At 54.1% G+C, this 25309-nt stretch carries 21 protein-coding genes and 1 other RNA gene; 11 read left to right on the top strand and 11 right to left on the bottom strand.

The features are described 5' to 3' along the window. Positions 1-12 precede the first annotated feature (12 nt). The 8 genes from arnD to V2154_RS11980 all read left to right on the top strand — a co-directional run bounded on the left by arnD (position 13) and on the right by V2154_RS11980 (position 8038). Complete coding sequence (gene arnD / locus V2154_RS12015) at positions 13-912, top strand: 4-deoxy-4-formamido-L-arabinose-phosphoundecaprenol deformylase (protein ID WP_353502443.1); 900 nt, start codon at positions 13-15, stop codon at positions 910-912. After that, positions 912-2582: a lipid IV(A) 4-amino-4-deoxy-L-arabinosyltransferase gene (gene arnT / locus V2154_RS12010; protein ID WP_353502442.1), complete on the top strand. Its 1671-nt coding sequence runs from the start codon at positions 912-914 to the stop codon at positions 2580-2582. The genes arnD and arnT overlap by 1 nt, the downstream gene beginning before the upstream one ends. Next, positions 2579-2911: a 4-amino-4-deoxy-L-arabinose-phosphoundecaprenol flippase subunit ArnE gene (gene arnE, locus V2154_RS12005; RefSeq protein WP_353502441.1), complete on the top strand. Its 333-nt coding sequence runs from the start codon at positions 2579-2581 to the stop codon at positions 2909-2911. Before arnT ends, arnE begins: the two co-directional genes overlap by 4 nt. Beyond that, on the top strand, positions 2908-3315 hold the full coding sequence (gene arnF / locus V2154_RS12000) for a 4-amino-4-deoxy-L-arabinose-phosphoundecaprenol flippase subunit ArnF (RefSeq protein WP_353502440.1): 408 nt from the start codon (positions 2908-2910) through the stop codon (positions 3313-3315). Before arnE ends, arnF begins: the two co-directional genes overlap by 4 nt. A 167-nt stretch (positions 3316-3482) precedes the next feature. Continuing rightward, positions 3483-3962, top strand: a complete 480-nt coding sequence (locus V2154_RS11995) for an NlpC/P60 family protein (protein WP_353502439.1) — start codon at positions 3483-3485, stop codon at positions 3960-3962. A 382-nt stretch (positions 3963-4344) separates the two neighbouring features. Then, positions 4345-5358 (top strand): lipoate--protein ligase, encoded by a 1014-nt coding sequence (gene lplA, locus V2154_RS11990; protein ID WP_353503986.1) that lies wholly within the window; start codon positions 4345-4347, stop codon positions 5356-5358. 345 nt (positions 5359-5703) lie between these two features. After that, positions 5704-6432, top strand: coding sequence for an EAL domain-containing protein (locus tag V2154_RS11985; RefSeq protein ID WP_353502438.1), 729 nt, complete (start codon positions 5704-5706; stop codon positions 6430-6432). 151 nt (positions 6433-6583) lie between these two features. Beyond that, positions 6584-8038, top strand: a complete 1455-nt coding sequence (locus tag V2154_RS11980) for a protein adenylyltransferase SelO (RefSeq protein ID WP_353502437.1) — start codon at positions 6584-6586, stop codon at positions 8036-8038. A 75-nt stretch (positions 8039-8113) separates the two neighbouring features. Here the strand turns inward: V2154_RS11980 and V2154_RS11975 are convergent, their stop codons facing one another. The 8 genes from V2154_RS11975 to ppsR all read right to left on the bottom strand — a co-directional run bounded on the left by V2154_RS11975 (position 8114) and on the right by ppsR (position 16500). Further along, positions 8114-8932: a heme ABC transporter ATP-binding protein gene (locus tag V2154_RS11975; RefSeq protein WP_437342001.1), complete on the bottom strand. Its 819-nt coding sequence runs from the start codon at positions 8930-8932 to the stop codon at positions 8114-8116. Then, positions 8899-9921 (bottom strand): FecCD family ABC transporter permease, encoded by a 1023-nt coding sequence (locus V2154_RS11970; RefSeq protein WP_353502435.1) that lies wholly within the window; start codon positions 9919-9921, stop codon positions 8899-8901. The genes V2154_RS11975 and V2154_RS11970 overlap by 34 nt, the downstream gene beginning before the upstream one ends. Continuing rightward, the gene (locus V2154_RS11965; RefSeq protein WP_353502434.1) at positions 9921-10751 is read right to left on the bottom strand and encodes a heme/hemin ABC transporter substrate-binding protein; all 831 of its coding nucleotides are present in this window, start codon (positions 10749-10751) and stop codon (positions 9921-9923) included. The genes V2154_RS11970 and V2154_RS11965 overlap by 1 nt, the downstream gene beginning before the upstream one ends. Then, positions 10748-11782, bottom strand: a complete 1035-nt coding sequence (locus V2154_RS11960) for a hemin-degrading factor (RefSeq protein WP_353502433.1) — start codon at positions 11780-11782, stop codon at positions 10748-10750. Before V2154_RS11960 ends, V2154_RS11965 begins: the two co-directional genes overlap by 4 nt. 75 nt (positions 11783-11857) lie before the next feature. Continuing rightward, positions 11858-13942, bottom strand: coding sequence for a TonB-dependent hemoglobin/transferrin/lactoferrin family receptor (locus V2154_RS11955; RefSeq protein ID WP_353502432.1), 2085 nt, complete (start codon positions 13940-13942; stop codon positions 11858-11860). A 100-nt stretch (positions 13943-14042) separates the two neighbouring features. Beyond that, positions 14043-14243 carry a hemin uptake protein HemP gene (gene hemP, locus V2154_RS11950; protein ID WP_353502431.1) on the bottom strand — a complete coding sequence of 67 codons (201 nt, stop codon included), beginning with the start codon at positions 14241-14243 and terminating at the stop codon, positions 14043-14045. Positions 14244-14504: 261 nt separating this feature from the next. Beyond that, on the bottom strand, positions 14505-15551 hold the full coding sequence (locus V2154_RS11945; RefSeq protein WP_353502430.1) for a 3-deoxy-7-phosphoheptulonate synthase: 1047 nt from the start codon (positions 15549-15551) through the stop codon (positions 14505-14507). Between the two features lie 127 nt (positions 15552-15678). After that, positions 15679-16500, bottom strand: coding sequence for a posphoenolpyruvate synthetase regulatory kinase/phosphorylase PpsR (gene ppsR / locus V2154_RS11940; protein ID WP_353503985.1), 822 nt, complete (start codon positions 16498-16500; stop codon positions 15679-15681). A 512-nt stretch (positions 16501-17012) separates the two neighbouring features. Between ppsR and ppsA the strand changes: the two genes are divergently transcribed. Then, positions 17013-19391, top strand: a complete 2379-nt coding sequence (gene ppsA, locus V2154_RS11935; protein WP_353502429.1) for a phosphoenolpyruvate synthase — start codon at positions 17013-17015, stop codon at positions 19389-19391. A 139-nt stretch (positions 19392-19530) separates the two neighbouring features. On the opposite strand, the gene rprA is transcribed toward ppsA, so the two are convergent. Together rprA and ydiK are read right to left on the bottom strand one after the other, a co-directional pair. Next, positions 19531-19641: antisense sRNA RprA (rprA, locus tag V2154_RS11930), an RNA gene on the bottom strand. A gap of 208 nt (positions 19642-19849) precedes the next feature. Continuing rightward, complete coding sequence (ydiK, locus tag V2154_RS11925; protein ID WP_353502428.1) at positions 19850-20947, bottom strand: AI-2E family transporter YdiK; 1098 nt, start codon at positions 20945-20947, stop codon at positions 19850-19852. Positions 20948-21216: 269 nt separating this feature from the next. On the opposite strand from ydiK, the gene ydiJ reads away from it, so the two are divergent. Next, the gene (ydiJ, locus tag V2154_RS11920; protein ID WP_353502427.1) at positions 21217-24273 is read left to right on the top strand and encodes a D-2-hydroxyglutarate dehydrogenase YdiJ; all 3057 of its coding nucleotides are present in this window, start codon (positions 21217-21219) and stop codon (positions 24271-24273) included. Between the two features lie 15 nt (positions 24274-24288). Further along, complete coding sequence (menI, locus tag V2154_RS11915) at positions 24289-24705, top strand: 1,4-dihydroxy-2-naphthoyl-CoA hydrolase (RefSeq protein ID WP_154145951.1); 417 nt, start codon at positions 24289-24291, stop codon at positions 24703-24705. A 100-nt stretch (positions 24706-24805) separates the two neighbouring features. On the opposite strand, the gene V2154_RS11910 is transcribed toward menI, so the two are convergent. Further along, on the bottom strand, positions 24806-25210 hold the full coding sequence (locus tag V2154_RS11910; RefSeq protein ID WP_034791153.1) for a hypothetical protein: 405 nt from the start codon (positions 25208-25210) through the stop codon (positions 24806-24808). Between the last annotated feature and the right edge of the window lie 99 nt (positions 25211-25309).

The following is a 25309-nucleotide window of genomic DNA, read 5'->3' as shown; positions in this document are numbered from 1 at the left end:
CGGTAAGGCTGCATGAAAAAAGTCGGATTACGAATTGATGTCGATACCTGGAGCGGCACCCGAAAGGGTGTCCCTCAGTTACTGCGAGTTCTTGCGAAGCACAATGTTACTGCCAGCTTCTTCTTTAGCGTAGGTCCGGACAATATGGGGCGTCATTTATGGCGCCTTTTGCGTCCGCGCTTTCTGTGGAAAATGCTGCGCTCCAATGCCGCTTCCCTTTACGGACTGGATATTTTGCTGGCGGGCACGGCGTGGCCGGGTAAGCAAATCTATCGCGATTTCGCGCCATTGATGAAACAGACTGCCGAGCAGGGCCACGAAGTGGGGCTGCACGCGTGGGATCACCAAGGGTGGCAGGCGAAAGTCGGCAAATGGTCAAAGCCACAGCTGGAGAAGCAAATTCGCCTCGGCCTTGATGCTTTGCAGCGCAGCATCGGACGCCCGGTTGATTGCTCTGCGGTGGCGGGCTGGCGCGCTGACCAACGGGTTATTGATGTGAAACAGACCTTTGGTTTTCGCTACAACAGCGACTGTCGGGGTAAGTTTCCCTTCCTGCCCTTATTGGAAAACGGCCAAACGGGCACGGTGCAAATACCTGTCACTTTACCGACGTATGACGAAGTGATCGGCAGTGAGGTGACCACCGCGACCTTTAATGATTTTATTCTGAACGCCATTAAGCAAGACGATGGCGTGCCGGTGTACACCATCCACGCCGAAGTGGAAGGGATGTCGCTAGCAGACATGTTTGACGATTTACTGACGCGCGCTGCGCAAGAAGGCATTCAGTTCTGCGCCATGGGCGAGTTACTGCCCGCTGACCTGAGCACCTTGCCGGTGGGCCGCGTCGTTCGTTCAACCTTCCCAGGACGGGAAGGGTGGTTAGGTTGCCAGAAAGAAGGTCTTTCCTGATGTCCAAAGCGTACAAAGGTGTGTGGAGCACCGTACTGTTAGTGTTCTTCGCGCTGGTCTATTTAGTGCCTCTGAATACTCGTTTACTGTGGCAGCCTGATGAAACGCGCTATGCCGAAATCAGCCGCGAAATGTTGCAGCGCGGCGATTGGGTGGTTCCTCATCTGTTGGGATTACGCTATTTCGAAAAGCCGGTGGCGGGCTATTGGTTCAACAATATTAGCCAGATGATCTTCGGCGAAACCAATTTTGCCGTACGTTTCGGCTCGGTCTTTTGTACGCTGCTCAGCACCTTGCTGATTGGCTGGCTGGCGATGCTGATGTGGCGTAACCGCCAGAAGGCATGCATTGCTGCCCTGATTTATCTCTCTTTCACACTGGTGTTCAGCATCGGAACCTACAGCGTTCTCGACCCGATGATCACCTTGTGGATGACCGCCGCGATGGTTGCCAGCTACTTCTGTATGCAGGCCGTCACCACTAAGCAAAAAGTCGGCAGCTGGATCGCCCTCGGTTTGGCCTGCGGTATGGGCTTTATGACCAAAGGTTTTCTGGCGCTGGCGCTGCCGGTTATTGCCGTACTGCCGATCATTGTTCGTGAACAACGCTTCAAAACCCTGTTTGGCTGGGGGCCGCTGGCGGTACTGAGTGCGCTAGTGCTAAGCCTGCCATGGGTGCTGGCGATTGCTCTGCGCGAGCCTGACTACTGGAACTACTTCTTCTGGGTGGAACATATTCAGCGCTTCGCCGAGCAGAATGCCCAGCATAAAGCGCCGTTCTGGTACTACATTCCGGTGCTGTTCTTAGGGGCTTTACCTTGGATGGGGCTGCTGCCGGGGGCATTAATCAGCGGCTGGACCAAACGCGTGATGCGCCCGGAGCTGTTCTTCCTGCTAAGCTGGGCCTTGATGCCACTGATCTTCTTCAGCGTGGCGAAAGGCAAATTGCCGACATACATCCTGCCGTGCTTTGCGCCGCTGGCGCTGCTGATGGCCGATCACCTTGAGCAGATCCGCCTCTCCGGCAGGCTGCGTGCGCTAAAAGCCAACGGCATTATTAACATAATTTTTGGTGTTATCACCGTGTTGGCCGTGGTGGCGATTTCCGGCCTGACGCCTCTGCACATCAAACCGGTGTATACGCCAGAAGAGCACTCGCGCGTTGCCATCGGCATTCTGTGCTTTGTGCCTTGGGCTTTGGCCGGGGCGCTGAGCCTGACCTCGCTGCGTGACCGCTGGTACTGGGCCGCCGTTTGCCCGGTGGTGTTGGCGCTGCTAGTGGGACAGGCGATCCCGCAAAAAGTGGTGGATTCCAAGCAGCCACAGGCCTTTATGGATACCAATCTTGCCTTACTTCAGCATAGCCGTTATGTTCTGGCGGATAACGTTGGCGTGGCGACAGGCCTGGCCTGGACCCTCAAGCGCAGCGACATTCTGATGTATGACGAGAAGGGCGAAGTGGAATACGGCCTGGGCTATCCCGACGCGGAAGGGCATTACATCAGTGCTGCAAACTTCCCGGCGTGGCTGCAAGCGGCTCGCCAGCAGGGGGATGTCTCAGTGGTGATCAAACTCGACAGCAAAATCAGCACGACGTCTGAATTGCCGCAGGCCGACCAGCGAGTGCAGATGAATCGTCTGGCCTTACTCTTCTACCGTAAGTTGCCATGACTGGTTACTTCTTCGTCTTAGTGGTCAGCATACTGACCTGTGCCGGGCAGCTTTGTCAGAAGCAGGCGGCACAGGTCGGCGGCGACTCCTTCAAACCTGCCATACGCTGGTTCATCTTGGCTATTGCCTTACTCGGCTTGGCCATGTTGTTCTGGCTGCGCGTGCTGCAACAAATTCCTCTCAGCATTGCTTATCCCATGTTAAGCCTGAATTTCGTGCTGATCACCCTGTGCGCGCGCTGGATTTTCAAAGAGCATGTTGACCGCCGCCACTGGTTGGGCGTCGGGTTCATCATGCTGGGGATAGCCTTAATGAGTATTAACGCATGACCCGGGCAGATACCAAGCGTGGATACAGCTGGGGCGTCGGCAGCCTGCTGCTGGTGACGCTCGCCCAACTCTTATTGAAGTGGGGAATGGTGCAAATCCCGTTGTTCTCACTGTCAGAGCTGCGACTTTCTTTTATTTTCAATAACCTGACGGCACTGGCGGCGGTGACAATTGGCATCATGTGTTATGCCTTTTCCATGCTCTGCTGGTTCTTCGCGCTGCGAATTTTACCGTTGCACCGCGCCTATACCTTGCTCAGCCTAAGCTATGCGTTGGTCTATTTGGCTGCGGTAACGCTGCCCTGGTTCAATGAAAACGTCCATTTATTGAAAACCTGCGGCGGGATACTGGTGATGTTTGGCGTCTGGTTAATCCACAGCAAGCCGAGCGAGCAGCCACACTGAAAGCGATAAATTCCAATGAATTTGCGATTTTCGATTGGATGACGGATAAAATAGCGTTAGATTCTTTTTATCCTCTAATAACCTGCTCTTAGAGCAAGGCGACATCTGACAGGGACCGTTCTGCCTGTTGATATCGTTTGACCGTCATCCCGAAAGGAAGGACTGCCATGCGTTGGACCACCGGAACCTTGTATTCTCTGCTGGTATTAGCTGTTCTGGTACTCAATGGTTGTAGTAGCCACGCGCCGCCGCCGAGCGGCAAGTTATCCGACTCCATTGCCGTGGTGGCGCAGCTCAACGATCAGCTCAGCCAGTGGCGGGGCGCGCCTTATCGCTACGGCGGCCTGCAACCTAGCGGCGTCGACTGTTCTGGATTTGTCTTCCGCACTTTCCGCGATCGCTTCGGCATGGTGTTACCTCGCACCACCAGCGCGCAAACTGAAATTGGCACTAAAGTCTCCCGAGACGAACTGATGCCGGGAGATTTGGTGTTCTTCAAAACAGGCAGTGGTGAAAACGGCCTGCACGTCGGCATCTACGACACCGGCGACCAGTTTATTCACGCCTCCACCAGTCAGGGTGTGACGCGATCATCGCTAAATAATGTTTATTGGCGAAAGGTGTATTGGCAGGCTCGTCGCATCTAAAATTCCGCTTCATCCTTCAAGCTGCTCCTGCGTTGGCTGTCCTCACAAAGCCAAGTCACTTACTTGTGTAAGCTCCTAGGCTTTGCTCAGTTGCCGCCTTGACGCAACTCGAATGATTTTGCGGAATTCTTTGGGGGCCACTCCCGGGCTTCTCTCGGTTGCCGCCTTAATACAACGCGAATGGTTTAGCGGAATTCTGAGAACGGCTCCAGATGGCTTCGCTCGGTTGCCGCCTTGACGCAACTCGAATGATTTTGCGGAATGTTGTGGAAGATTTCGCGGTATCTTTTGACGTTTATTGTCTATTCCCTCGCAGGCTCTGCGTATTTGATCGGCTTTTTTGCTGATATCATCGGGTGAAACTCTTTCAGGATGAAACGTGATGAAACCTATCAGATTGCTGCTTTCCGACTCTTATGATCCCTGGTTTAACCTTGCCGTTGAGGACTGTATTTTCCGGCAGATGACCAGCCAGCGGATTCTCTTTCTGTGGCGTAATGCCGAGACGGTGGTCATCGGGCAGGCCCAAAACCCGTGGAAGGAGTGCAATACTCGCCGGATGGAGCAGGATGGGATTCGCCTGGCGCGTCGCAGCAGCGGCGGCGGGGCGGTGTTTCATGACTTAGGCAATACCTGTTTCACCTTTATGGCCGGCAAGCCGGAATACGACAAAAGTGTCTCCACCGCCATTATCCTCAATGCGTTGAACGCGCTGGGCGTCAATGCCAGTGCCTCAGGCCGCAATGATCTGGTGGCGCAAACGGCGGACGGCGAGCGCAAGATCTCCGGCTCAGCCTATAAAGAGACACAGGATCGCGGTTTCCACCACGGTACGCTGCTGCTCAGCGCCGATCTCAGCCGTCTGGCCGACTACCTCAATCCTGACCCAAAAAAGTTGCAAGCCAAGGGCATCACTTCGGTGCGCTCGCGGGTGGCTAATCTCAATGAGTTAATTCCTGAGGTAAATCATCAGCAGGTGTGTGACGCCATTATTGACTCATTCTTTGATTGGTACGGCGTGGAAGTGGAGCCGGAAATCATCTCTCCTGATGTTTTCCCGGATCTACCCGGCTTCGAGGCACAGTTCGCCAAACAGAGCAGTTGGGAATGGAATTTCGGCAAAGCGCCGGCCTTTAGCCATCTGCTCAATGAGCGTTTTGTTTGGGGCGGCGTGGATATCCACTTTGATGTATTAAAAGGCCATATCAGCCGTGCGCAGGTGTTTACCGACAGCCTACACCCCGCGCCATTGAACGAATTGGCGGTTGAACTGGTTGATACGCCGTATCGTCCCACCGAGGTAGAAAACGTCTGCCGACGCATCATTCAGCGCTATCCGGCCCTTCAGGCAGAATTAAGTGAATTGCAGCGGTGGCTGGTCAGCTGCATTCAGTAAAAAACAATCATTCTAATAAGCCTTCTTTTTGCTGAGCAACTCACTAAAAGAGGGTTCATTTCCTAAGTTGCGCTTAATGTTCGCTAACGATAAGATTGAAGTGTAACGCCCTGTTTCATCCCCCTAACATTTATAAACAGACTGTTATATGGGGGTATAATTCTAAAATCAGTTTCATGATGTAAAGCGGGAACTTAGCAGCAGACTTAACACCAGACAGGCACTTTTTTGGTATCGATAATAAGAGTGATTACCGGCTGATAGAGTCAGAACATCATTCTGGTTTGATTGGTATACAACAAAGTTATTAATCAATGTGTAGTGCCGTTGATGTTTTGGAAAAAAATGAAAATACAATTCGATACGGCCTTTAGCAGCAACTATTTGTGCCAGCCGATATATTCAAACAAGGGCAAACTATTAGCCGTTGAATTAATTTGTCGTTTTGCGAGCACAGACAGCAAGCTTATTATGCCGACTGAACTGGTTTTGAACTTATTAAACACACAGCAACTCTCTCGTTTTTTGTCCGAACAAGTGGCCTTTGCAAAAGAACATGCGTCCTGGTTTGAGAAAAATCAGGTGATCCTCAATATTTCTGTAGAAGAAAAGTTAGCCAATATTATTATTGATAATGATGAATTACGTGATGAATTTAAGCAGTTGAGCTTTATTCATCTCAGTATCAATGAGTCTTTTCCACAACTCTCTGCTGGCAAAAAGAATGCCCAATTAGTGGCATTGAAAAATAATTTCACCCTTTGGCTCGATGGAATGGGATCGGGTAATGCCAATATGGCACCGATTTTCGACCATATTTTCACCTGGGTAAAACTGGATAGGGCGTTGTTCTGGGAGTTATACCAAGGCGAAAATTTCACCATTATTTTGCCCTCATTGTTAAGAAATCTTAATAGATTCTGCCGCAATGTGGTGATCGACGGCTTAGACAGTAGCGAGTATTTTGAGGCGTTAAATAAAACTGAGGTTCAGGGCATGAAGGGCATGCTTTGGCCGGGTGTTGAAGCCGCCGCGCTGGACACCTTGCTCGAGAGCCCCCCTCAATTTCATTAATAGACAACGCCATCATCAAAGATAAGATGCGTCCAAACCCAGTAAATTAGGCTTTACTGGGTTTTTCTTTGCCTGCCGGAGCCTAATCTCCCTGTTTTTACTCCGTGTTAATCACCCGCAGGCAGTTCTACACTGAAAGAAAGGGGGATTTATGCCACAGTTTGAACACCACTATGCGGACCAGCTGGCGGGTTTTTATACCGAGTTGCAACCGACGCCGCTGCAAGGCGCAAAACTGCTCTATCACAGTGAACCTCTGGCCCAAGAATTGGGGCTGGATGAAAGTCTGTTTAGTGCCGAACACCGCCCATTCTGGACGGGCGAGGCCTTCTTCCCCGGCATGAAGCCGCTGGCGCAGGTCTACAGCGGCCATCAGTTTGGCGTGTGGGCCGGGCAGCTTGGCGACGGGCGCGGCATTCTGCTCGGCGAGCAGGTGCTGGCTGACGGCCGCCGCTTTGACTGGCATTTAAAAGGTGCCGGTTTGACGCCGTATTCCCGCATGGGCGACGGCCGCGCGGTGCTGCGCTCGGTGGTTCGCGAGTTTTTAGCGTCCGAGGCGCTGCATCATCTCTCCATTCCGACAACGCGCGCGCTGACTATCGTGACCAGCGATGAGCCGGTATTTCGCGAACAGGCAGAGCGCGGGGCGATGCTGATGCGCGTGGCGGAAAGCCATATCCGCTTCGGCCATTTCGAGCATTTCTATTATCGCAAGCAGCCCGACCAGGTGAAACAGCTGGCGGATTATGTTATTGCCCACCACTGGCCGCACCTGCTGGAGAGCGAAAGCGACCCGTCGACGCGTTACGCGCTTTGGCTGCAAGAGGTGGTGGAGCGCACGGCAAAACTGATTGCCCAGTGGCAGAGCGTCGGCTTTTCCCACGGCGTGATGAACACGGATAACATGTCGATCCTCGGCCTGACCATCGACTTCGGCCCCTATGGCTTCCTCGATGACTATCAGCCGAATTTCATCTGTAATCACTCCGACCATCAGGGGCGCTACAGCTTTGATAACCAACCGGCGGTGGCTTATTGGAACTTACACCGTCTGGCCCAGACGCTGTCGGGATTGATGAGCGCCGAGCAGTTGCAAGGGGCGGTAAATGCCTATGAGCCTGCACTGATGAAGGCGTACGGTCAGCTGATGCGCGGCAAACTTGGGTTCTTCACTGAAAATAAACAGGACAATGATTTGCTGACCGGGCTGCTGAGCATGATGGCGAAAGAGGGGCGGGACTACACCCGCACCTTCCGCCTGCTGAGTGAGGTGGAGCAGCAACAGTCGCTGTCGCCGCTGCGCGATGAGTTTATCGACCGTCAAGGCTTCGACAGTTGGTATCAGCAATATCGCCAACGCCTACAGCTGGAAGAGCAAAGCGACGCCGAGCGTCAGCAGGCGATGAAGCAATCTAACCCGCGGGTGATTTTGCGTAACTATCTGGCGCAGCAGGCGATTGAGCGCGCCGAGCACGACGACATCAGCGTGCTGTCTCAACTGCATCAGGCGCTGCGAGATCCTTACAGCGATGCGCCGCAGTATGACGCCATGGCCGCGCTGCCGCCGGACTGGGGCAAGCATCTGGAGGTTTCCTGCTCTAGTTAACATCTGCGGGCAAGTCGCCATAAAAAAGGGTTCAGCATGCTGAACCCTTTTTATATTCATACTTTGGCGAGTCGGCTATTGGCGCAAAAACACCTGAGGAACAGGGCTTTCAGGATGCAAATTCACCCCGAGATCCGCGTGATACCACTGGCCCAGCGTCTTGGCGGTTAGCACGTCCGTCGGGGTACCGGAGGCCACCACTCTGCCTTCGTGCAGCAGCACAATGCGATCGGCGTAGAGCGCGGCGAGGTTCAAATCATGCAGCACGCAACATACCGCCAGCGGGCTTTCGCGAGTCAGCCTGCGCAGCAATCGTAAGGTGTGCTGCTGGTGATAGAGGTCAAGGGCCGAAGTTGGCTCATCCAGAAACAGCCAGCGCGGAGTGGGGGTCGGCTGCCAAAGCTGCACCAACACTCTGGCGAGCTGCACTCGCTGCTGTTCGCCGCCGGACAGCTCGCGGTAATCTCTGTCCGCCAGCGTCAGGCAGTCGGTTTGCTCCATCACCTGTTGCATCGCCTGCGCGTGATGCCCCTTGCCGTGGGGGGCGCGCCCGAGGTTAATCACTTGGCGCACGCTGAAGTTAAAGGCTAACTCGCTACTTTGGCGCATCACCGCGCGCTTGCGAGCCAGCTCCTGCGGTGCCCAGTCGGAGAGGGCTTTCCCGGCTAATTCGCAATACCCTGCATCGGCCTGTAAGAAGCCGGTGAGTAAACGCAGCAGGGTGGACTTGCCCGCGCCGTTGGGGCCGATCAACGCCACCACTTCACCACTATTGAGTTGCAGCGAAACATCATCGATCAGGCAGCGCGGCCCGGCGGTGAGCCGCAGGTTTTCAGCGCGCAGGCTGGTTTGAGAGTGGCTCATCGCGGTGTCCCCGGACGCAAAATCAACCATAGGAAATAGGGGCCGCCAATCAGGCTGGTTAACAGCCCGACGGGCATTTCCGCCGGGGCGACCAGCGTTCGCGCCAGCGTGTCCGCCAGCAGCAGCAAACAGGCGCCGCCGAGAGCCGAGCCGGGTAACAACCAGCGATGATCCGCACCCACCCTTAGACGCAGTAGATGAGGTATAACCAGCCCGATAAAGCCAATCACCCCAGTCACCGCCACGGCGACACCCACTAGCAGGGCGCTAATCAACAGCAGTTGTAGCTGGGTGCGGCGAACATTCACTCCGAGGTAATGGGCATCTTCATCGCCCAGCTGCAGCAGGTTCAGGCGACGCGACAGCAAGAAGGACGCAACACAGGCTGGAAGAATAAGGGTTGCCGCGACAATCAGCGTCGGCCACTGCGCCTGCCCCAGACTGCCCATCATCCACAGGGAGAACTGGCGCAGCTGCTGGTCATCACTGACGTAGGTCAGCACGCTAACCATAGCGCCACAGATGGCGTTGATGGCGATACCGGCCAACAGCAGCCGGGACAAATTGCCGTGGCCGAAGCGACTGAGGGTAAACACAATCACCGACACCACCACGCTGCCCGCGAAGGCAGCGAACATCTGCCCATAAAGCGCGATGATTGGCGGCAGCGACATGGGTAGCACAATGGACATGGCGACAAACAGCGCCGCGCCGCTGCTGATGCCAAGTAGGCCAGGGTCCGCCAGCGGATTGCGAAACAGCCCTTGCATTACCGCGCCCGAACAAGCCAGCGCGCAGCCTACCAGCACCGCCAGCAGCACGCGGGGCAGGCGGATGGTCACCCATATTTGCCAAAGCCCGTCATCCATATGTCGGCTGAATAAACTGCGCAGTGGCACGGAGAGCGCCCCGGCGTTCATGGCGATGGCGGCTAAGATCAGCAGGATGATCGCCAGACCCGCCAGTACCCGCACCGGGGTACTGACGCGTGAGTGGGCGAGGGTGGTCATGGTGCTCATTATTTTACCTGTTCCGCAGCCTGACGAATTTTAATCAATACGTCGGGCGTTTCGAGGCCAAAACCGAGCAGCGCCATATCGTCAAGGACCAGCACGCGGTGGTTTTTACCGGCGGGCGTTAAGGCAACGCCGGGTAATTTCCACACTTGTTCAAGGCCGCCCAGCGACTTCACGCCGTCTGTGGTTACCATCAAAATGTCTGGCGCGCTGGCAATAATGCCTTCTTGCGCGAGAGGGCGATAACGGGAGAAACCTTGCATGGCGTTTTGCGCACCAGCGGCGGTGATCATGGCATCTGCGGCCGTATTCTGACCGGCGGCCAAAGCATTGGTGCCGCCGTGATTCATCACGAACAGTATTTTCACTGGCAGAGGGCTGTTAGGCACTACCGCCAGTTTCTGGCGGTAGGTGGCAATCAGTTTCTCGCCTTCTTGCTGGCGGTTGAGGGCATCGGCAATTACTTCAATCTTTTGCGGCACGGTGTCCAGCGTGGTATTGCCCGGGATGCGTACCACTTTGACGCCGTTCTGCGCTACCTGCTGCAAGACCAGAGAAGGCTCGGCCAGCTCGCTGCTCAGCACTACGCTTGGCTTCATCGCCAAAATGCCTTCCGCGTTAAGCTGGCGCATATAGCCGACGTTCGGCAGCTTTTTTACCTGCTCGGGATGCAAACTGGTGCTGTCACGCGCCACCACTTCATCGCCTGCGCCTAGCGCATACACAATTTCAGTCACGTCGCCGCCAATACTCACCAAACGCTCTGCCGCGTGCGCCAGTGGGGAACAGGCCCCGGCCAGCGCGATCGCCCATGCACTCAACCGACGTTTCATGCTGCGACGCCCTCGCTGCTCAGTGCGGCCACTTGTTCACGCCACTGGTTCTGCTCTGGCTGGCCTTCGGTGCGTTGGCCGTAAAGTTGCGCGATTTGCGTGCCGTCTGCTGCGAACAGCTCAAGGCTGGTGACAAAACCGTCTTTGGTCGGTTTGCGGGTCACCCAGCTTTCGGCGATGGCGCTTTCAATCAGATGCATGGTGAAGCGCGAGTTGAAGATGTTGATCCACTCACCGTGCGGGCGGACGCTTTTGATCTGGCCGGTGAAGATCTGCACACAGCCCGCATTGCCGATGAAAATCATAATTTCATTCTGCTGGTCGCGGGCGGCTTCGAGGATATTTGCCAATGAACCGTTATCCACGCGATAAGCCAGGTCATCGCCAACGGCCTTGAATGCCTGCTGGCGGCTGAGGTTGTGGCGTTTCAGCAACTGGAAGAACTGGTGAACGTCAGTCATGGCGCGCCATTCGCTGTCGATATCGCCACTGGCGGCTTGCGTTTTCACTTCGGCCTTCACCGCAGGAACCAGCTCAAGAGCCAGGTTTTCAGCGCTGCGATATTGCGCAATCAGCGCATGCCACGCGTCCATGTCGGTTTCGTCGGTGGTATAGACTTTGTGCACCGCGTTGCCCTGAGCATCAAAGAATTGAATGCTATGACGGTCGCCTTTCGGGTGGCTCTCGGTCATGCAGAAAATATGCTGCCAGTGCTGAAGGAACAGTCGCAAATCCAGCTCGCGCGGATTGAGGATCAGACCGGCGTGGCCGTTCAGGTGCTGGTTCTCATAGCGGCCCATTTGCTCATGGACGGCAAACTCATTGCGGGTGATGGATTTGGTCACGCCGACTTTTTCAAGGGCGGTCAGTAAGGTTCTGGCATCAACGTCCATACGACCCGCATCATGGCTAACGCGCAGGGAGGTCAGTTCCGCTTCGCTGATCCCCATAATCTCCGCCAGATCGCGAGCATACTTGCCCGGATTCGCTTCTTTAGCTTGCAGATAACTCTGGTAATTTAATGAACTCATTGCTCTCTCCTCATTTTTTTTATTGATAGCGCCCGGAACGAGGCCGGGCGATTTTAGGGGTGCCTTACAGTGCCATTACCACTGATAGCTGACGAACAACTTAGCGTTGCGGCCGTCTTGTGGAATGCCCTGTGGTGAATAGGATTCTTTGTCGAAGGCGTTGCCCAGCACGACGGCGGTGGTCATGCCTTTCCAACTGTCCTGACCTTTATAGCTCACATAGAAGTCATTGATGGCGTAGCCCGCCTGCTGCGCCGTGCCGGTATTGACGTGGGTTGAGCGTTCTACAAAGGTGCCCACCCAGCCGAGGGAGAAGGCGGACTGCGCGATAGGCACGTCGAGGCTGCTGGTCACGGTGTCTGGGTTGATGCTGTCAATCCAGTCGCCGGTGGCTTCATCTTTACCGCGAGTACGGTTGTAGGCCACGTCCCATGAGAACAGATCAGTTTTGTAGCTCAGCATGGCATCCCAACCCCACAGCTTGGCGCGGTCGATATTGGTGGAGTAGGTGCTGCAATCGATGCAGTAAGGCCCGGTGCGCCCAACGCCAAGCTTCATGTTTACCGCCGTGGTGATGTAATCCTTGGCATTGGTATCGAAGTAGCTGGCTTTGAATTGCAAATCATCATTGGCCATCATCAGGTCGTTGAAACGCAGACCGAAGCCGTATTCCTGCGTGGCGTTGGTTTCAGGTTTTAGATTGGGGTTCGGCACCCAATTGTTGACGATGGTGGTTCGGCCCATTGGGATGCTGAAATGCACCGAGTCGTTGTACATTTCGCCCATAGTTGGGGCGCGGAAGGCCTGCGCGTAGGAGCCGAACACCATTAGCCAGTCGGTCGGGTTAACGGTTAATGCGCCACGGGATGACCACTTGTCGGCGTCAACGTCCGCATAGCCGTCGCTGCTGCCACGATAGTTGTCATAACGAGTGCCGGCCAGAATGGAAACCGGCAGGTCGCGCAGGGTGATTTCGTCCTGCAACCAGCCGGAAGCAAAGTTGATATCCGCCTGCGGGAAGCTGGTGGTCGCGCCGCCCGGCGTCTGCTCTTGCTTGTAAGCCTCGGTGCCGTAAGTCAGCAAGTTGGCGGCAAAGCTGTCGGTGAAGACCCGAGAGCGGTTTTCAAGCTTAGCGCCCTTGGTAGTTTGCTTGCGCTTCTCTTCCGGCGTGCCTTCAGGGCGCGCATTGATATTGATATCCGAATAGTAAGCAGTGGCTTTGGCATCGAGCCAGTTCTGATCTTCCGGCTTCAGGTTGTAGCTCAGCTGGGCGTCGCGCTGAATGGTTGAGCGATCGGTCCACACGTTGCCGCTAGAGACTGCCGGGGTTTGCGGGTTTTTTGGCTCTTTCGCGTTGTTATTGTAGTAACGCAGATTTGCACTCAGAGACTGGGCCGGGTCGAGCTGCCAGGTGCCTTTCGCCAACACATTACCGATGTTCTCATCGTTAGGCGCATTGAAGTCGTCACTCTGCTTGATATCACCCACGTCGCGGGTGCCGAAAGAGAGCAAACCGTCGAAATTATCAGTTTTGCCATAGGTACTGGCACCCATGCCAAGGCTATGGTCGCCCGTCGCGCCGGTGCCGAATACGCGATAACCCATGTCCTGTCCCGGCATCAACAAATCAGCGGCATCAACGGTTTCATAAGAGACTACGCCGCCCAGTGCGCCGCTGCCGTACAGCAAGGCCGACGGGCCGCGCACCACTTCTACGCGCTTAATCAAGCCCGGATCAATAAAGGTGCTGTTGAGGTGGCCGGTGTCGGTCCCCTGACGAATGCCGTCGACCAGGGTCAGTACGCCGCGACGGTCATAGCCGCGCAGCGAGATGTCTTGCCCATTCGTACGACCTGTGCCGGAAATGCTCAGGCCCGGAACGCGGCGCAGCATGTCGGCGGAAGAAGAGGAAGTCAGGCTTTCCGCGCTGGTGCCATCAATGACGGTCACCATCATAGGGGCTTCAAAGCTATCGCGCGGGTTGCCTGTGGCAGCAACGGTCATGGTGTCTTCAGACACTTTCTTGCTGGTATCAGTACTACCTTTGCTGTTTTTTGCTGTGACTGGCGTGGTGTCGGCTTGGGCTACCATCGGCAGAGCGCAGGCAATCGCCAGGCTCAAAGTTGAAAAACGCAGCCGTGTGGTAAGGGAATGAAGCATGGGGCAATTCTCCGTATGTTTTCACATATCAATAAGATTTGCTGGCTGCCTTGATCCTTAGACCTGGGTGGCTGGCGGGTAAGTTAAAAGGGTAAACCGGTTATTTAGTCAGTATCAGTTTTCCGGCCTTGGTCTGACGCAGTTGGTAGCGTTGCCCTTGATGGATAATGGTCGCTACGCCAGCATCACCCAGCAGATCTGCACTCGAAATGCAGATTGCACCCTCGGTATTTTCCCCATGGCTATCCAGTGGCGAGTTGCCGATAGCATGAGGCGAAATGGGTTGAGTTTTGTCATTCATAGTTACAGATGTTAATAGCAATTAATATCAATGTGAGAATCATTATCAAATCATTGACACAACACATCAAGAGAAATCTGATGTTAAATCGTCAGTTATCTGAGGGTTAACCCTATTTAGGGGAGGGGAAAGGTAAAAACTGTGAGGAAAATCAGCGGACGGGGCGAAAGATATTCTACCGTGGGGATAAAATTTGCTCATTGAAAAGGGCAACCTGCGTTGCCCTTTTGCGTGACTTAGCGCAGATAATTGGGATAACTATCAAAAACGGCTATCCACCGCCTCGGCCAGCATGTTGATTAAGGTCTCAGTATCTTCCCAGTTCAGACAAGGGTCAGTGATCGACTTGCCATAGGTGAGAGGCTGACCTGCGACAATCGGCTGGGTGCCTTCTTCAAGGAAGCTTTCCGCCATGATACCGGCAATGGCGGTTGAACCCGCGCGAATCTGCTGGCATATGTCTTTAGCGACGTCTAACTGGCGGCGGTGCTGCTTCTGGCAGTTGCCGTGGCTGAAATCGACCACTAAACGCTGAGGCAAATCGAACTCGGCCAGATTGCGGCAGGCTTCCTGTAGGTCGGCCGCGTGGTAGTTTGGCGTCTTACCGCCGCGCATGATCACGTGGCCGTAAGGGTTGCCCGAGGTGCGGTAGATAGTCATCTGCCCGGTTTTGTCCGGCGAGAGGAACATATGGCTGGCGCGAGAAGCTCGGATCGCGTCGATGGCGATGCGCGTGTTGCCGTCAGTGCCATTTTTAAAGCCTACCGGGCAAGAGAGAGCTGACGCCATTTCACGGTGAATCTGGCTCTCGGTGGTGCGTGCGCCGATGGCTCCCCAGCTAATCAGGTCGGCAATATACTGGCCGATCACCATATCTAGGAACTCAGTGGCCGTGGGCATTCCCAACTCATTCACCGCCAACAGCACTTTGCGCGCCAGCTCGATGCCATGGTTGACGCGGAAAGTCCCGTTCAGCTCGGGATCGGAGATCAATCCTTTCCAGCCGACCACGGTGCGCGGTTTTTCAAAATAGGTGCGCATGACGATTTCCAGTCGGTCTTTATAACGTTCACGCAGAACGTTGAGCTTCCCGGCATAGTCAATGGCAGCTTCGATATCGTGAATAGAGCAGGGGCCGACGACCACTAAAAGACGGGGATCTTCACCGGAAATTATCTGTTCAATTCGCTTGCGTGACGTTGTCACGCTGTTGGCGACCGACGAGGAAACTGGCAGTTTTTCCGCCAGTGCCTGAGGTGTGATCAGGCTGTCGATGCGCGTCGTACGCAGTTCATCTGTTTGTGACATGTGATTCTCGAAATGTGTTTCTTCGCTACGGCAGGAATACCGGGAAGTGATGGCGATCACAATAACGCAAAACTAGATGATTTCAACTGTAGACGGCAGGTTATGCCGTCTACGTCATTAAAAGCCCTTAAAACATCCGGCGGCTCATGCCGAAACTGTCCATTATTTTGGCCGAAATCTCTTCTACCGAATAGTTTGTACTGTTCAGATAACGTATTTGATTTTTGCGGAACAGGGCTTCAACTTCTGACACTTCCATTCGGCATTGGCGCAGCGAAGCATAGCGGCTGTTCTCCACGCGTTCCTGACGAATCGCGGAGAGGCGCTCCGGGTTGATGGTCAAGCCAAACAGCTTATGCATATGAGGCTTAAGGGCCGGAGGAAGCTGAATGTTGTCCATGTCATCGGCGGTAAACGGGTAGTTTGCCGCGCGAATACCAAACTGTAAGGCTAAATAGAGGCTGGTGGGGGTTTTGCCACAGCGTGATACGCCCAACAAAATGACCTGAGCCTGATCTAAATTGCGTAGTGATATGCCGTCATCGTGGGCCAACGTGTAGTCAATGGCCGCGATACGGGCGTCATACTTAGTGATGTTGCTGGCCGTCAGGCCGTGAGTGCGATTGGCAACGGGCGTAGGTTCAACGCCTAGCTCATTTTGCAATGGCGCAACCAATGACTGCACGATGTCCTGACAAAAGCCTTCGCTGCTGGCAATAATATCGCGCACTTCGCGCGAGATAATGGAATAAAAGACCAGCGGGCGAGCGCCGGTCTTTGCATAGATATCATTGATTTGCTGGCAGACGGCCTTGGCTCGCCCTTCATTCTCCACAAAGGGCAGCGAGAAGGTTGTCGCATTAACCGGAAATTGAGAAAGGACCGCGTGCCCCAACACTTCCGCCGTAATGGCAGTACCATCCGAAATGTAAAATACACATCTATCCACATCAAACTCCTGAATTTCGTTAATTCGGCAAGCTCGCTCAGCCAGCATTTTCATTTATCTTTCGCATTAGATAAACAGTAATAGTCTTATTGGGTGGAAATAAAAAGCAGAAGAATTTTATTGCGCAAACTTTGCGAGATATTGCGCAAATTGACTGAGAAAAATGAAATGACATTTTATTTTTTCCGAGGTGTTACGCAGAGTTTTGATTTGCTTCAGCAGAGCTTCAGCATTAGGCGTAAGGTTGTTGGCAAGAGGAGGATGTGTTGCATGTCTTCCTGATTTGTAAGGAATTACTGGTTTTCTACAGCAAGCTGGATGGTGTCAGCTTTGGAATTTTCTTAAACAGAAATAGTTTCAGTTGCTGGATCGATTCACCTGTCCAAAGATTATTGTTCTCTATGCTAGTCTGAAATAACTGACCGTTTTTCAGTAATACGCCAATTTCCGTACATCAACTATTAGTCTGCTTATTCGTCAGCAGCCTATTGAAATTAAGAAAGGATTGTTTCATGGCCAATCTCGAACCCGATTTACGCAATGTTATCTGGTACAACCAGTTAGGTATGAACGACGTTGACAAGGTCGGGGGTAAGAATGCGTCCTTGGGGGAAATGATCACCAATCTGTCTGATTTGGGCGTATCCGTACCCAATGGCTTTGCGACCAGTTCAAAAGCCTTTAATGACTTTTTGGACCAGAGCGGCGTCAACACGCGCATCCACGATTTGCTCGATAGCATTGATGTGGACGACATTGCCCAGTTGACCAAAGCCGGCACGCAGATCCGTCAGTGGATTGTGGAAACACCTTTCCAGCCAGAGCTGGAAAAAGATATTCGCCAAGCCTATCAGCAATTGTCTGAAGGTGAAAAAGACGCCTCCTTCGCCGTGCGCTCTTCCGCCACTGCCGAAGATATGCCAGACGCGTCGTTTGCTGGCCAGCAGGAAACCTTCCTTAACGTGCAGGGCTTTGATGCCATTTTGACGGCTATCAAGCACGTGTATGCATCCTTATTTAATGATCGTGCGATCTCTTATCGCGTGCATCAGGGCTATGACCATCGCGGCGTGGCGCTATCCGCCGGGGTTCAGCGCATGGTGCGTTCCGATTTGGCCGCCGCAGGCGTCATGTTCACCATTGATACTGAGTCCGGTTTTGATCAGGTGGTGTTCATCACTTCCGCCTACGGGTTGGGCGAGATGGTGGTGCAGGGCGCGGTGAACCCTGACGAGTTCTACGTCCACAAACCAACGCTTGCCAAAAACAAACCGGCCATCGTGCGCCGCACCATGGGGTCAAAAAAGATCCGCATGGTCTATGCCGACAGCCAAGAGCACGGCAAGCAGGTGCAGATTGAAGATGTGCCCGCTGAGCTAAGCGATCGCTTCTCGCTGACCGATGAAGAGATTCAGGCGTTAGCGCGTCAGGCATTATTAATTGAAAAACACTATGGCCGCCCGATGGATATCGAGTGGGCCAAAGATGGTCACAATAACAAACTCTACATTGTACAGGCACGCCCAGAGACCGTCCGTTCTAACGGGCAGGTGATGGAGCGCTACCAGCTCAATGGCAGCAGCAAAGTGCTGGTGGAAGGGCGTGCTATCGGGCATCGCATTGGCGCGGGTCCGGTGAAAATCATCCATGACATCAGCGAGATGCACCATGTTAAAGCCGGTGACATTTTGGTCACTGACATGACCGATCCCGATTGGGAACCGATCATGAAGAAAGCCTCGGCGATTGTCACCAATCGCGGCGGGCGTACCTGCCATGCGGCTATTATTGCCCGTGAACTGGGCATTCCGGCGGTGGTAGGCTGCGGCGACGCCACTGAGAGGCTAAAAGAGAACCAGAAAGTTACGGTATCTTGCTCCGAAGGCGACACCGGCTATGTCTACGAAGATGAGCTGGACTTCAGCGTGCAAAGTTCGGAAGTTAACGAACTGCCAGAGCTGCCGCTGAAAATCATGATGAACATCGGTAACCCTGACCGCGCCTTCGACTTTGCCTGTCTGCCGAATGAAGGGGTGGGGCTGGCGCGTCTTGAGTTCATCATCAACCGCATGATCGGCGTGCATCCAAAAGCCTTGCTGGAATTCGACCAGCAGGAACCGGCATTGCAGGAAGAGATCAGCAAGCTTATTCAAGGTTACGATAGCCCGCGTGAATACTACGTGGCGCGTTTGACGGAAGGGATCGCCACCCTTGGCGCTGCCTTCTGGCCAAAACGCGTGATTGTGCGTCTGTCTGACTTTAAGTCTAACGAATACGCCAATCTGGTGGGTGGCGAGAAGTACGAGCCACACGAAGAGAACCCGATGCTGGGCTTCCGTGGCGCGGGCCGCTATGTGTCGGACAACTTCCGCGACTGCTTCGCCCTCGAGTGTGAAGCCATGAAGCGAGTGCGTAACGATATGGATCTCACGAACGTTGAAGTGATGATCCCGTTTGTGCGTACCGTGGCGCAGGCTGAAGCCGTGGTGGCCGAGCTGGCGCGGCAAGGTCTGAAACGTGGCGAAAATGGCCTGAAAGTGATCATGATGTGTGAGATCCCTTCCAACGCCTTGCTGGCTGAGCAATTCCTCGAGCACTTCGACGGCTTCTCAATCGGCTCTAACGACATGACCCAGCTGACTTTGGGCCTTGACCGAGATTCTGGCGTGGTGTCTGAACTCTTTGACGAGCGCAACGAGGCAGTCAAGGCACTGCTGTCGATGGCAATTAAAGCCGCCAAGAAACAGGGCAAATACGTGGGTATCTGCGGGCAGGGGCCTTCTGACCATCAGGACTTCGCGCAATGGTTAATGGAGGAGGGGATCGACAGCTTGTCCCTTAACCCAGACACCGTAGTGCAAACCTGGCTGGCGCTGGCAGAAAAGAAATAATCGGCAAGTATTGCTGAACTCCCAACACTTATAAGCCGTGGCCCTAAGCCACGGCTTTTTTTATGGCCAAAGAGCCAAAATAAGGGATCAGTGGGGGTAAATAAGAGGAGGGTTTTTCGAGCGATTTGCTGAATGATGGACAAAAAAAGGCCCGTCATTGGAGACAGGCAAAGACTACACACAGCAATTTCGTTTTATGCCAGCTAGGGGAAAGCTTACATATAAATCAGGAGGTTGAAATCCAAACTGTTAACAATACTAGGGTTGCATAGTCTTTCAGTCTGTAAGAATACTCTTAATAGTAATTATTTCGATAGTTAACTAATTAACTGGATTTATGAATGAGAAAAATGCCAAAGAGAAATTGCGCGGAAATTTTATTGCGAGGGGGTAAAAGAAGAGAAAATGCCACCTGCAAAACGCTTGGTTAAAGCGCGTGCAGGCGGCGTTTTTAAGTCTTACTCGTCGAGCGCTTTTACCACCTGATCGACGTTTTTCTCAGGTTCTGGCGCTTCGTTAACCCATAAGGAAATCAGGCGATAAGAGACTGCCAGAACGACCGGACCGATAAACAGACCAATCATGCCGAAGGCGAACAAGCCACCGATAACCCCTGACAGAATCAGCAGCATCGGTAAGTCAGCGCCCATTCGGATGAGGACCGGACGCAGTACGTTGTCGAGTGAACCCACCACACAGCTCCACACCAGCAGCACGGTGCCCCAGGTATTGTCGCCGGTCCAGTACAGCCAGACGATTGCCGGGATCAGCACCAGCAGTGGCCCGATTTGCGCTACGCAGCAGACGAACATCACCACAGTCAGCACGGTAGCGTAAGGAATACCGGCGATAGCCAAACCAATTCCGCCCAGCACGGACTGGACAATCGCGGTGACTACTACGCCCAGCGCGACAGCACGGATGGCTTGACCCGCAAGGATAACCGCCGCGTCGCCGCGATCGGCTGCCAGGCGGATGGCAAAGTGGCGGATGCCCATGCCAACCTGTTCGCCACGGCTATAAAGCAGGGCGCTGAATAGAAGCATTAGAGAACAGTGGACGATGAAGCGCCCCAAATGCCCGGCCTGAGTGACAAACCACGAGGCAGTCTGACCGACATATGGCTGAACCTTACCCATCAACGCGCTACCGCCGCCGTTAATCAGCGAGTGCCAGCCGCTGTAGAGCTTGTGTCCAACCAGCGGGATAGCCTGTAGCCATTTAAAGTCCGGCATATGTAGGCTTGAAGGGTTGCTGGCGAGTTCGACCAGTGGTGTACCATTTTCTATCGCGCTGCTGACCAGCAGCGCGATAGGTAAAACGAAAAGCAGAATTAACAGCAGCGTCATCACTATCACCGCCAGAAAACGCTTACCCCAGAGCAATCTTTGCAATTTGATCATTAACGGCCAGGTGGCGATAACCACCATGCCAGCCCAAGCAAAGCCTAAAATAAAGGGTTGAACAACCCAAATACTGGCCACCGTCATCAGAGCAATAAACAGCACCCCAAACATAATTTGAGGTAAATCATAACGCTTCATCGGGAGATTCATTCTTGGTTCTCATAGTAAAAACAAGGCTTAAGCCCACATATTACGGACAAATACTGCTTTTCATAACTGGATAAGCATGGAGCATTTCTTCATTTTTGGACAATAGATCGCACTTTTTGTTGCGCCAGACATCTGTGCGTGCAGGCGCTATCGGTGGATGATTATAGTCAACCTTACGCAGACGAAGCGCGTGAAAACGAAGTATGTTAGTTTTTATGTTGGGTAATGAACAGGGCCCGGCAAACAACAACAAAATAGAGTCGAAATAAATGATCCCACAGATTTCACAGGCACCCGGCGTCATTCAACTGGTGCTCGATTTTTTGGAAGCGTTAAAAAAAGACGGGTTCACCGGCGATGTGACAACCAGCTACGCCGATAGATTGACGATGGCGACCGACAATAGCGTCTATCAGCTGCTGCCGGATGCCGTGCTGTTCCCGATGGCGACCTCTGACGTGGCCTTATTGGCGCGTCTCGCCGGGCAGGAGCGTTTTAAATCTCTGGTATTCACCCCGCGCGGCGGTGGTACTGGCACCAACGGCCAGTCGTTAAACCGGGGAATTGTGGTTGATATGTCCCGTCATATGAATCGCATCCTAGATGTTAACGTCGAGCAGGGCTGGGTGAAGGTTGAAGCGGGGGTGATTAAAGACCAGCTGAATGACTATTTGCGCCCACTCGGCTATTTCTTCTCCCCTGAGCTGTCGACCAGTAACCGCGCGACGCTGGGTGGCATGATCAACACCGACGCTTCGGGTCAGGGTTCACTGGTGTATGGCAAAACCTCAGACCACGTTCTCGGGCTGCGGGCGATTGTGATTGGCGGCGAGATGCTCGACACCACCTCCATGCCGACGGCGCTGGCTGACAAGCTGGGTGAAGAGAATTCGGTGATTGGTCGGATTTATCGCACCGTGTTAGATAGCTGCCGCGACAACCGCGCGCTGGTTATCGAAAAATTCCCCAAACTTAACCGCTTCCTCACCGGTTATGACTTGCGCCACGTATTAAGCGACGACCTGCAAAACTTCAACCTGACTCGCATCCTCACGGGTTCAGAAGGATCGCTGGCCTTTATCACCGAAGCGCGGCTGAACATCACGCCAATCCCGAAAGTGCGCCGTCTGGTCAATATTAAATATGACTCTTTCAACTCCGCGCTGCGCAATGCGCCGCTGATGGTTGAGGCCAATGCCCTGTCGGTGGAAACGGTCGACTCCAAAGTGCTGAATCTGGCGCGGGAAGATATCGTCTGGCACACCGTGCGTGACTACATTACCGACGTCCCCGGCAAAGACATGCAGGGGCTGAATATTGTCGAGTTCGCAGGTGATGACGGCGTGTTGATCGAGCGTCAGGTTGAATCGCTTTGTGAACGCCTCGACAGTTTAATCAGCGACGGCGAAGCCGGGGTGATTGGCTATCAGATTTGCGCCGACCTGCCAGGCATTGAGCGTATTTACAATATGCGCAAAAAGGCCGTCGGCCTGCTAGGGAATGCCAAAGGGCAGGCCAAGCCGCTGCCGTTTGCCGAAGACACCTGCGTGCCGCCGCAGCATCTGGCTGACTATATTGTTGAATTCCGCGCGCTGCTCGACAGTCATAACCTGAGTTACGGTATGTTCGGCCACGTCGACGCCGGGGTGCTTCACGTCCGCCCGGCTCTGGATATGTGTGACCCGCAACAAGAAGTCCTGCTGAAGCAGATTTCCGACCAAGTAGTGGCGTTAACTGCCAAATACGGCGGCCTGTTGTGGGGCGAGCATGGTAAAGGCTTCCGCGCCGAATACAGCCCGGCCTTCTTCGGCGAAGAGCTGTTCCACGAGCTGCGCCGCATTAAATCGGTCTTCGACCCGGACAATCGGCTCAACCCCGGCAAGATTTGTGCGCCTTTAGACAACGACGAGCCGATGATGAAAGTGGACGCGGTCAAGCGCGGCACCTTTGATCGACGCATTCCTCTCGAGGTTCGCCAGTCCTTCCGTGGCGCGATGGAGTGTAACGGCAACGGCCTGTGCTTTAACTTTGATGTGAAAAGCCCGATGTGCCCGTCAATGAAAATTACCGGCAGCCGCATTCACTCGCCGAAAGGCCGTGCCGGCCTGGTGCGCGAATGGCTGCGTCTGCTGGCAGAGCAGGGCGTAGATCCGCTGGCGCTGGAAAATGCCTTGCCGCAGCAAGGAATGAGCTTCCGCGGGCTTATCGATCGGACGCGCAATACCTGGCATGCCAATAAGGGCGAGTACGATTTCTCTCATGAAGTGAAAGAGGCGATGTCCGGCTGTCTGGCCTGTAAGGCTTGCTCGACCCAGTGCCCGATAAAAATCGACGTGCCGGGCTTCCGCTCGCGCTTCTTGCAGCTCTACCACACGCGCTATCTGCGCCCGATGCGTGACCATTTGGTCGCCGGAGTGGAAAGCTATACGCCGCTGATGGCGAAGGCGCCGAAGGTGTTCAACTTCTTCTTTAGCCAGCCTTGGGTGCGAGAGATGAGTCGCAAAAGCATCGGCATGGTCGATCTGCCGCTGCTATCTACGCCAACCCTGCGCCAACAGCTGCTGGGGCATAACGCGACCACCATGACGCTGGAGCAGTTGGAGAAAATTAGTCCTGCCCAGCGCAACCAGTATGTACTGATTGTGCAGGACCCCTTCACCAGCTATTACGATGCACAGGTGGTGGCCGATTTCGTGCGGCTAGTAGAGAAGCTGGGCTTGAAGCCCGTCTTGCTGCCGTTTTCACCGAACGGCAAGGCGCAGCACATCAAAGGCTTCTTGCAGCGTTTCGCCAAAACCGCCAAGAAAACTTCCATCTTCCTCAACCGCGTGGCGCAGTTGGGCATGCCGCTGGTGGGCGTCGATCCTGCCTTGGTGCTTTGCTATCGCGATGAATACAAAGAGATCCTGGGCGAAGCGCGCGGCTCGTTTGAGGTGCAATTGGTCCACGAGTGGCTGAGCACCTTGCTGGCGGACCGCCCGGAGCAGCAGCAAAGCGGCGAGTCTTGGTATCTGTTCGGCCACTGTACGGAAAGCACGGCGCTGCCAACCAGCGGCAAGCAGTGGGGGGATATTTTCGCCCGCTACGGCGCCAAGCTGGAAAACGTCAGCGTCGGCTGCTGCGGCATGGCGGGGACTTACGGCCACGAGAGCAAGAATATCCAAAACTCGCTAGGTATTTACGAGCTGTCATGGCACCAATCCTTACAGCGTCTGCCGCGCCAGCGCTGTCTGGCGACCGGCTATTCGTGCCGCAGTCAGGTAAAACGTATTGAAGGCAATGGGCTGCGCCATCCGTTGCAAGCCTTGCTGGAAATGATCCCTTAACGGAAAGGAAACCCTATGACATTGTGGAAACGGCAAACCACCCTTGAGGCGCTAAACGCCAGCGGGCAGGGCTGCATGGTCGGGCACGTGGGCATTGAGTTCACGCTGCTGGCTGACGACCACCTTGAGGCCACCATGCCTGTCGACCAAAGGACCACCCAGCCGTTCGGCCTGTTGCACGGCGGCGCTTCCGTGGTGCTGGCGGAGTCGATGGGTTCGATGGCGGGCTACCTGTGCAGCGAGGGCGAGCAGAAAGTGGTGGGCGTCGAGATCAACGCCAACCACCTGCGCTCGGCAACCAAGGGCAGGGTGAAGGGCGTGTGCCGCGCACTGCACACCGGCAGGCGTAACCAGGTGTGGCAGATTGAGATTTTCGACGAGCAGGAGAGGCTGTGCTGCATTTCGCGGCTAACCACGATGATCATCGATTGATCGACTGAAATGTTAATAGATGTGCATCAGGCAGACATATTTCGCTATGTCTGCCTTTTTTATTGGCGGCAAGCCATGGGGCTAATTGATTGAATTGACGCTAAAGCTGAAAGGGGACGCGTTTTACAAAGTCAGTTTGAAAGGCTGTCGCTTTGTCCCAGATGCCCATCATGGCATAATAGTGACAAATCAGTTTTAACGTATGGCGGGCAAAGTGATAACTCTGCACGCGGAATAGCTCATTACGGTGAGCGGTATTTATTTCTAAAATAAGCCGGTTATGTAATTTACACAGCGCGTGAAGGTAGCTGTGGTCATCACCGTTTTGCAGGCACATGTTCGCCATGTCCAGACAGATACTGTTGAAGCGCTTGAGCTGGCTGATTTCGGCATCAACTCTTTGCAGCGCGGCTTCCGCCATATAAAAATCTACCGTGGCATCACGCACGCTGAATTTGTATTCGTCGATTTTAGTTTGCAGCCATGCATTAACCGATTGAGTCATTAGCAGCAGTCCAATTTTGTGAATGATAACCATTATCAAAGTGGAACTTATCATATTTGCAAAGCGGCGGGTGATCAATCAGCCAGTGGATTTTTATTT

It is taken from the genome of Ewingella sp. CoE-038-23 (genome assembly GCF_040419245.1).
GTDB lineage: Bacteria > Pseudomonadota > Gammaproteobacteria > Enterobacterales > Enterobacteriaceae > Ewingella > Ewingella allii.
The sequence above is the reverse complement of the archived record's forward strand: the minus strand, read 5'-3'. Positions and strand labels throughout refer to the sequence as shown.

Excerpts from the sequence above, each read along its gene's own strand:
- arnD (WP_353502443.1), top strand. The coding sequence starts at position 13 with ATGAAAAAAGTCGGATTACGAATTGATGTCGATACCTGGAGCGGCACC.
- arnT (WP_353502442.1), top strand. The coding sequence starts at position 912 with ATGTCCAAAGCGTACAAAGGTGTGTGGAGCACCGTACTGTTAGTGTTC.
- arnE (WP_353502441.1), top strand. The coding sequence starts at position 2,579 with ATGACTGGTTACTTCTTCGTCTTAGTGGTCAGCATACTGACCTGTGCC.
- arnF (WP_353502440.1), top strand. The coding sequence starts at position 2,908 with ATGACCCGGGCAGATACCAAGCGTGGATACAGCTGGGGCGTCGGCAGC.
- V2154_RS11995 (WP_353502439.1), top strand. The coding sequence starts at position 3,483 with ATGCGTTGGACCACCGGAACCTTGTATTCTCTGCTGGTATTAGCTGTT.
- lplA (WP_353503986.1), top strand. The coding sequence starts at position 4,345 with ATGAAACCTATCAGATTGCTGCTTTCCGACTCTTATGATCCCTGGTTT.
- V2154_RS11985 (WP_353502438.1), top strand. The coding sequence starts at position 5,704 with ATGAAAATACAATTCGATACGGCCTTTAGCAGCAACTATTTGTGCCAG.
- V2154_RS11980 (WP_353502437.1), top strand. The coding sequence starts at position 6,584 with ATGCCACAGTTTGAACACCACTATGCGGACCAGCTGGCGGGTTTTTAT.
- V2154_RS11975 (WP_437342001.1), bottom strand. The coding sequence starts at position 8,932 with ATGGTTGATTTTGCGTCCGGGGACACCGCGATGAGCCACTCTCAAACC.
- V2154_RS11970 (WP_353502435.1), bottom strand. The coding sequence starts at position 9,921 with ATGAGCACCATGACCACCCTCGCCCACTCACGCGTCAGTACCCCGGTG.
- V2154_RS11965 (WP_353502434.1), bottom strand. The coding sequence starts at position 10,751 with ATGAAACGTCGGTTGAGTGCATGGGCGATCGCGCTGGCCGGGGCCTGT.
- V2154_RS11960 (WP_353502433.1), bottom strand. The coding sequence starts at position 11,782 with ATGAGTTCATTAAATTACCAGAGTTATCTGCAAGCTAAAGAAGCGAAT.
- V2154_RS11955 (WP_353502432.1), bottom strand. The coding sequence starts at position 13,942 with ATGCTTCATTCCCTTACCACACGGCTGCGTTTTTCAACTTTGAGCCTG.
- hemP (WP_353502431.1), bottom strand. The coding sequence starts at position 14,243 with ATGAATGACAAAACTCAACCCATTTCGCCTCATGCTATCGGCAACTCG.
- V2154_RS11945 (WP_353502430.1), bottom strand. The coding sequence starts at position 15,551 with ATGTCACAAACAGATGAACTGCGTACGACGCGCATCGACAGCCTGATC.
- ppsA (WP_353502429.1), top strand. The coding sequence starts at position 17,013 with ATGGCCAATCTCGAACCCGATTTACGCAATGTTATCTGGTACAACCAG.
- ydiK (WP_353502428.1), bottom strand. The coding sequence starts at position 20,947 with ATGAATCTCCCGATGAAGCGTTATGATTTACCTCAAATTATGTTTGGG.
- ydiJ (WP_353502427.1), top strand. The coding sequence starts at position 21,217 with ATGATCCCACAGATTTCACAGGCACCCGGCGTCATTCAACTGGTGCTC.
- menI (WP_154145951.1), top strand. The coding sequence starts at position 24,289 with ATGACATTGTGGAAACGGCAAACCACCCTTGAGGCGCTAAACGCCAGC.
- V2154_RS11910 (WP_034791153.1), bottom strand. The coding sequence starts at position 25,210 with ATGACTCAATCGGTTAATGCATGGCTGCAAACTAAAATCGACGAATAC.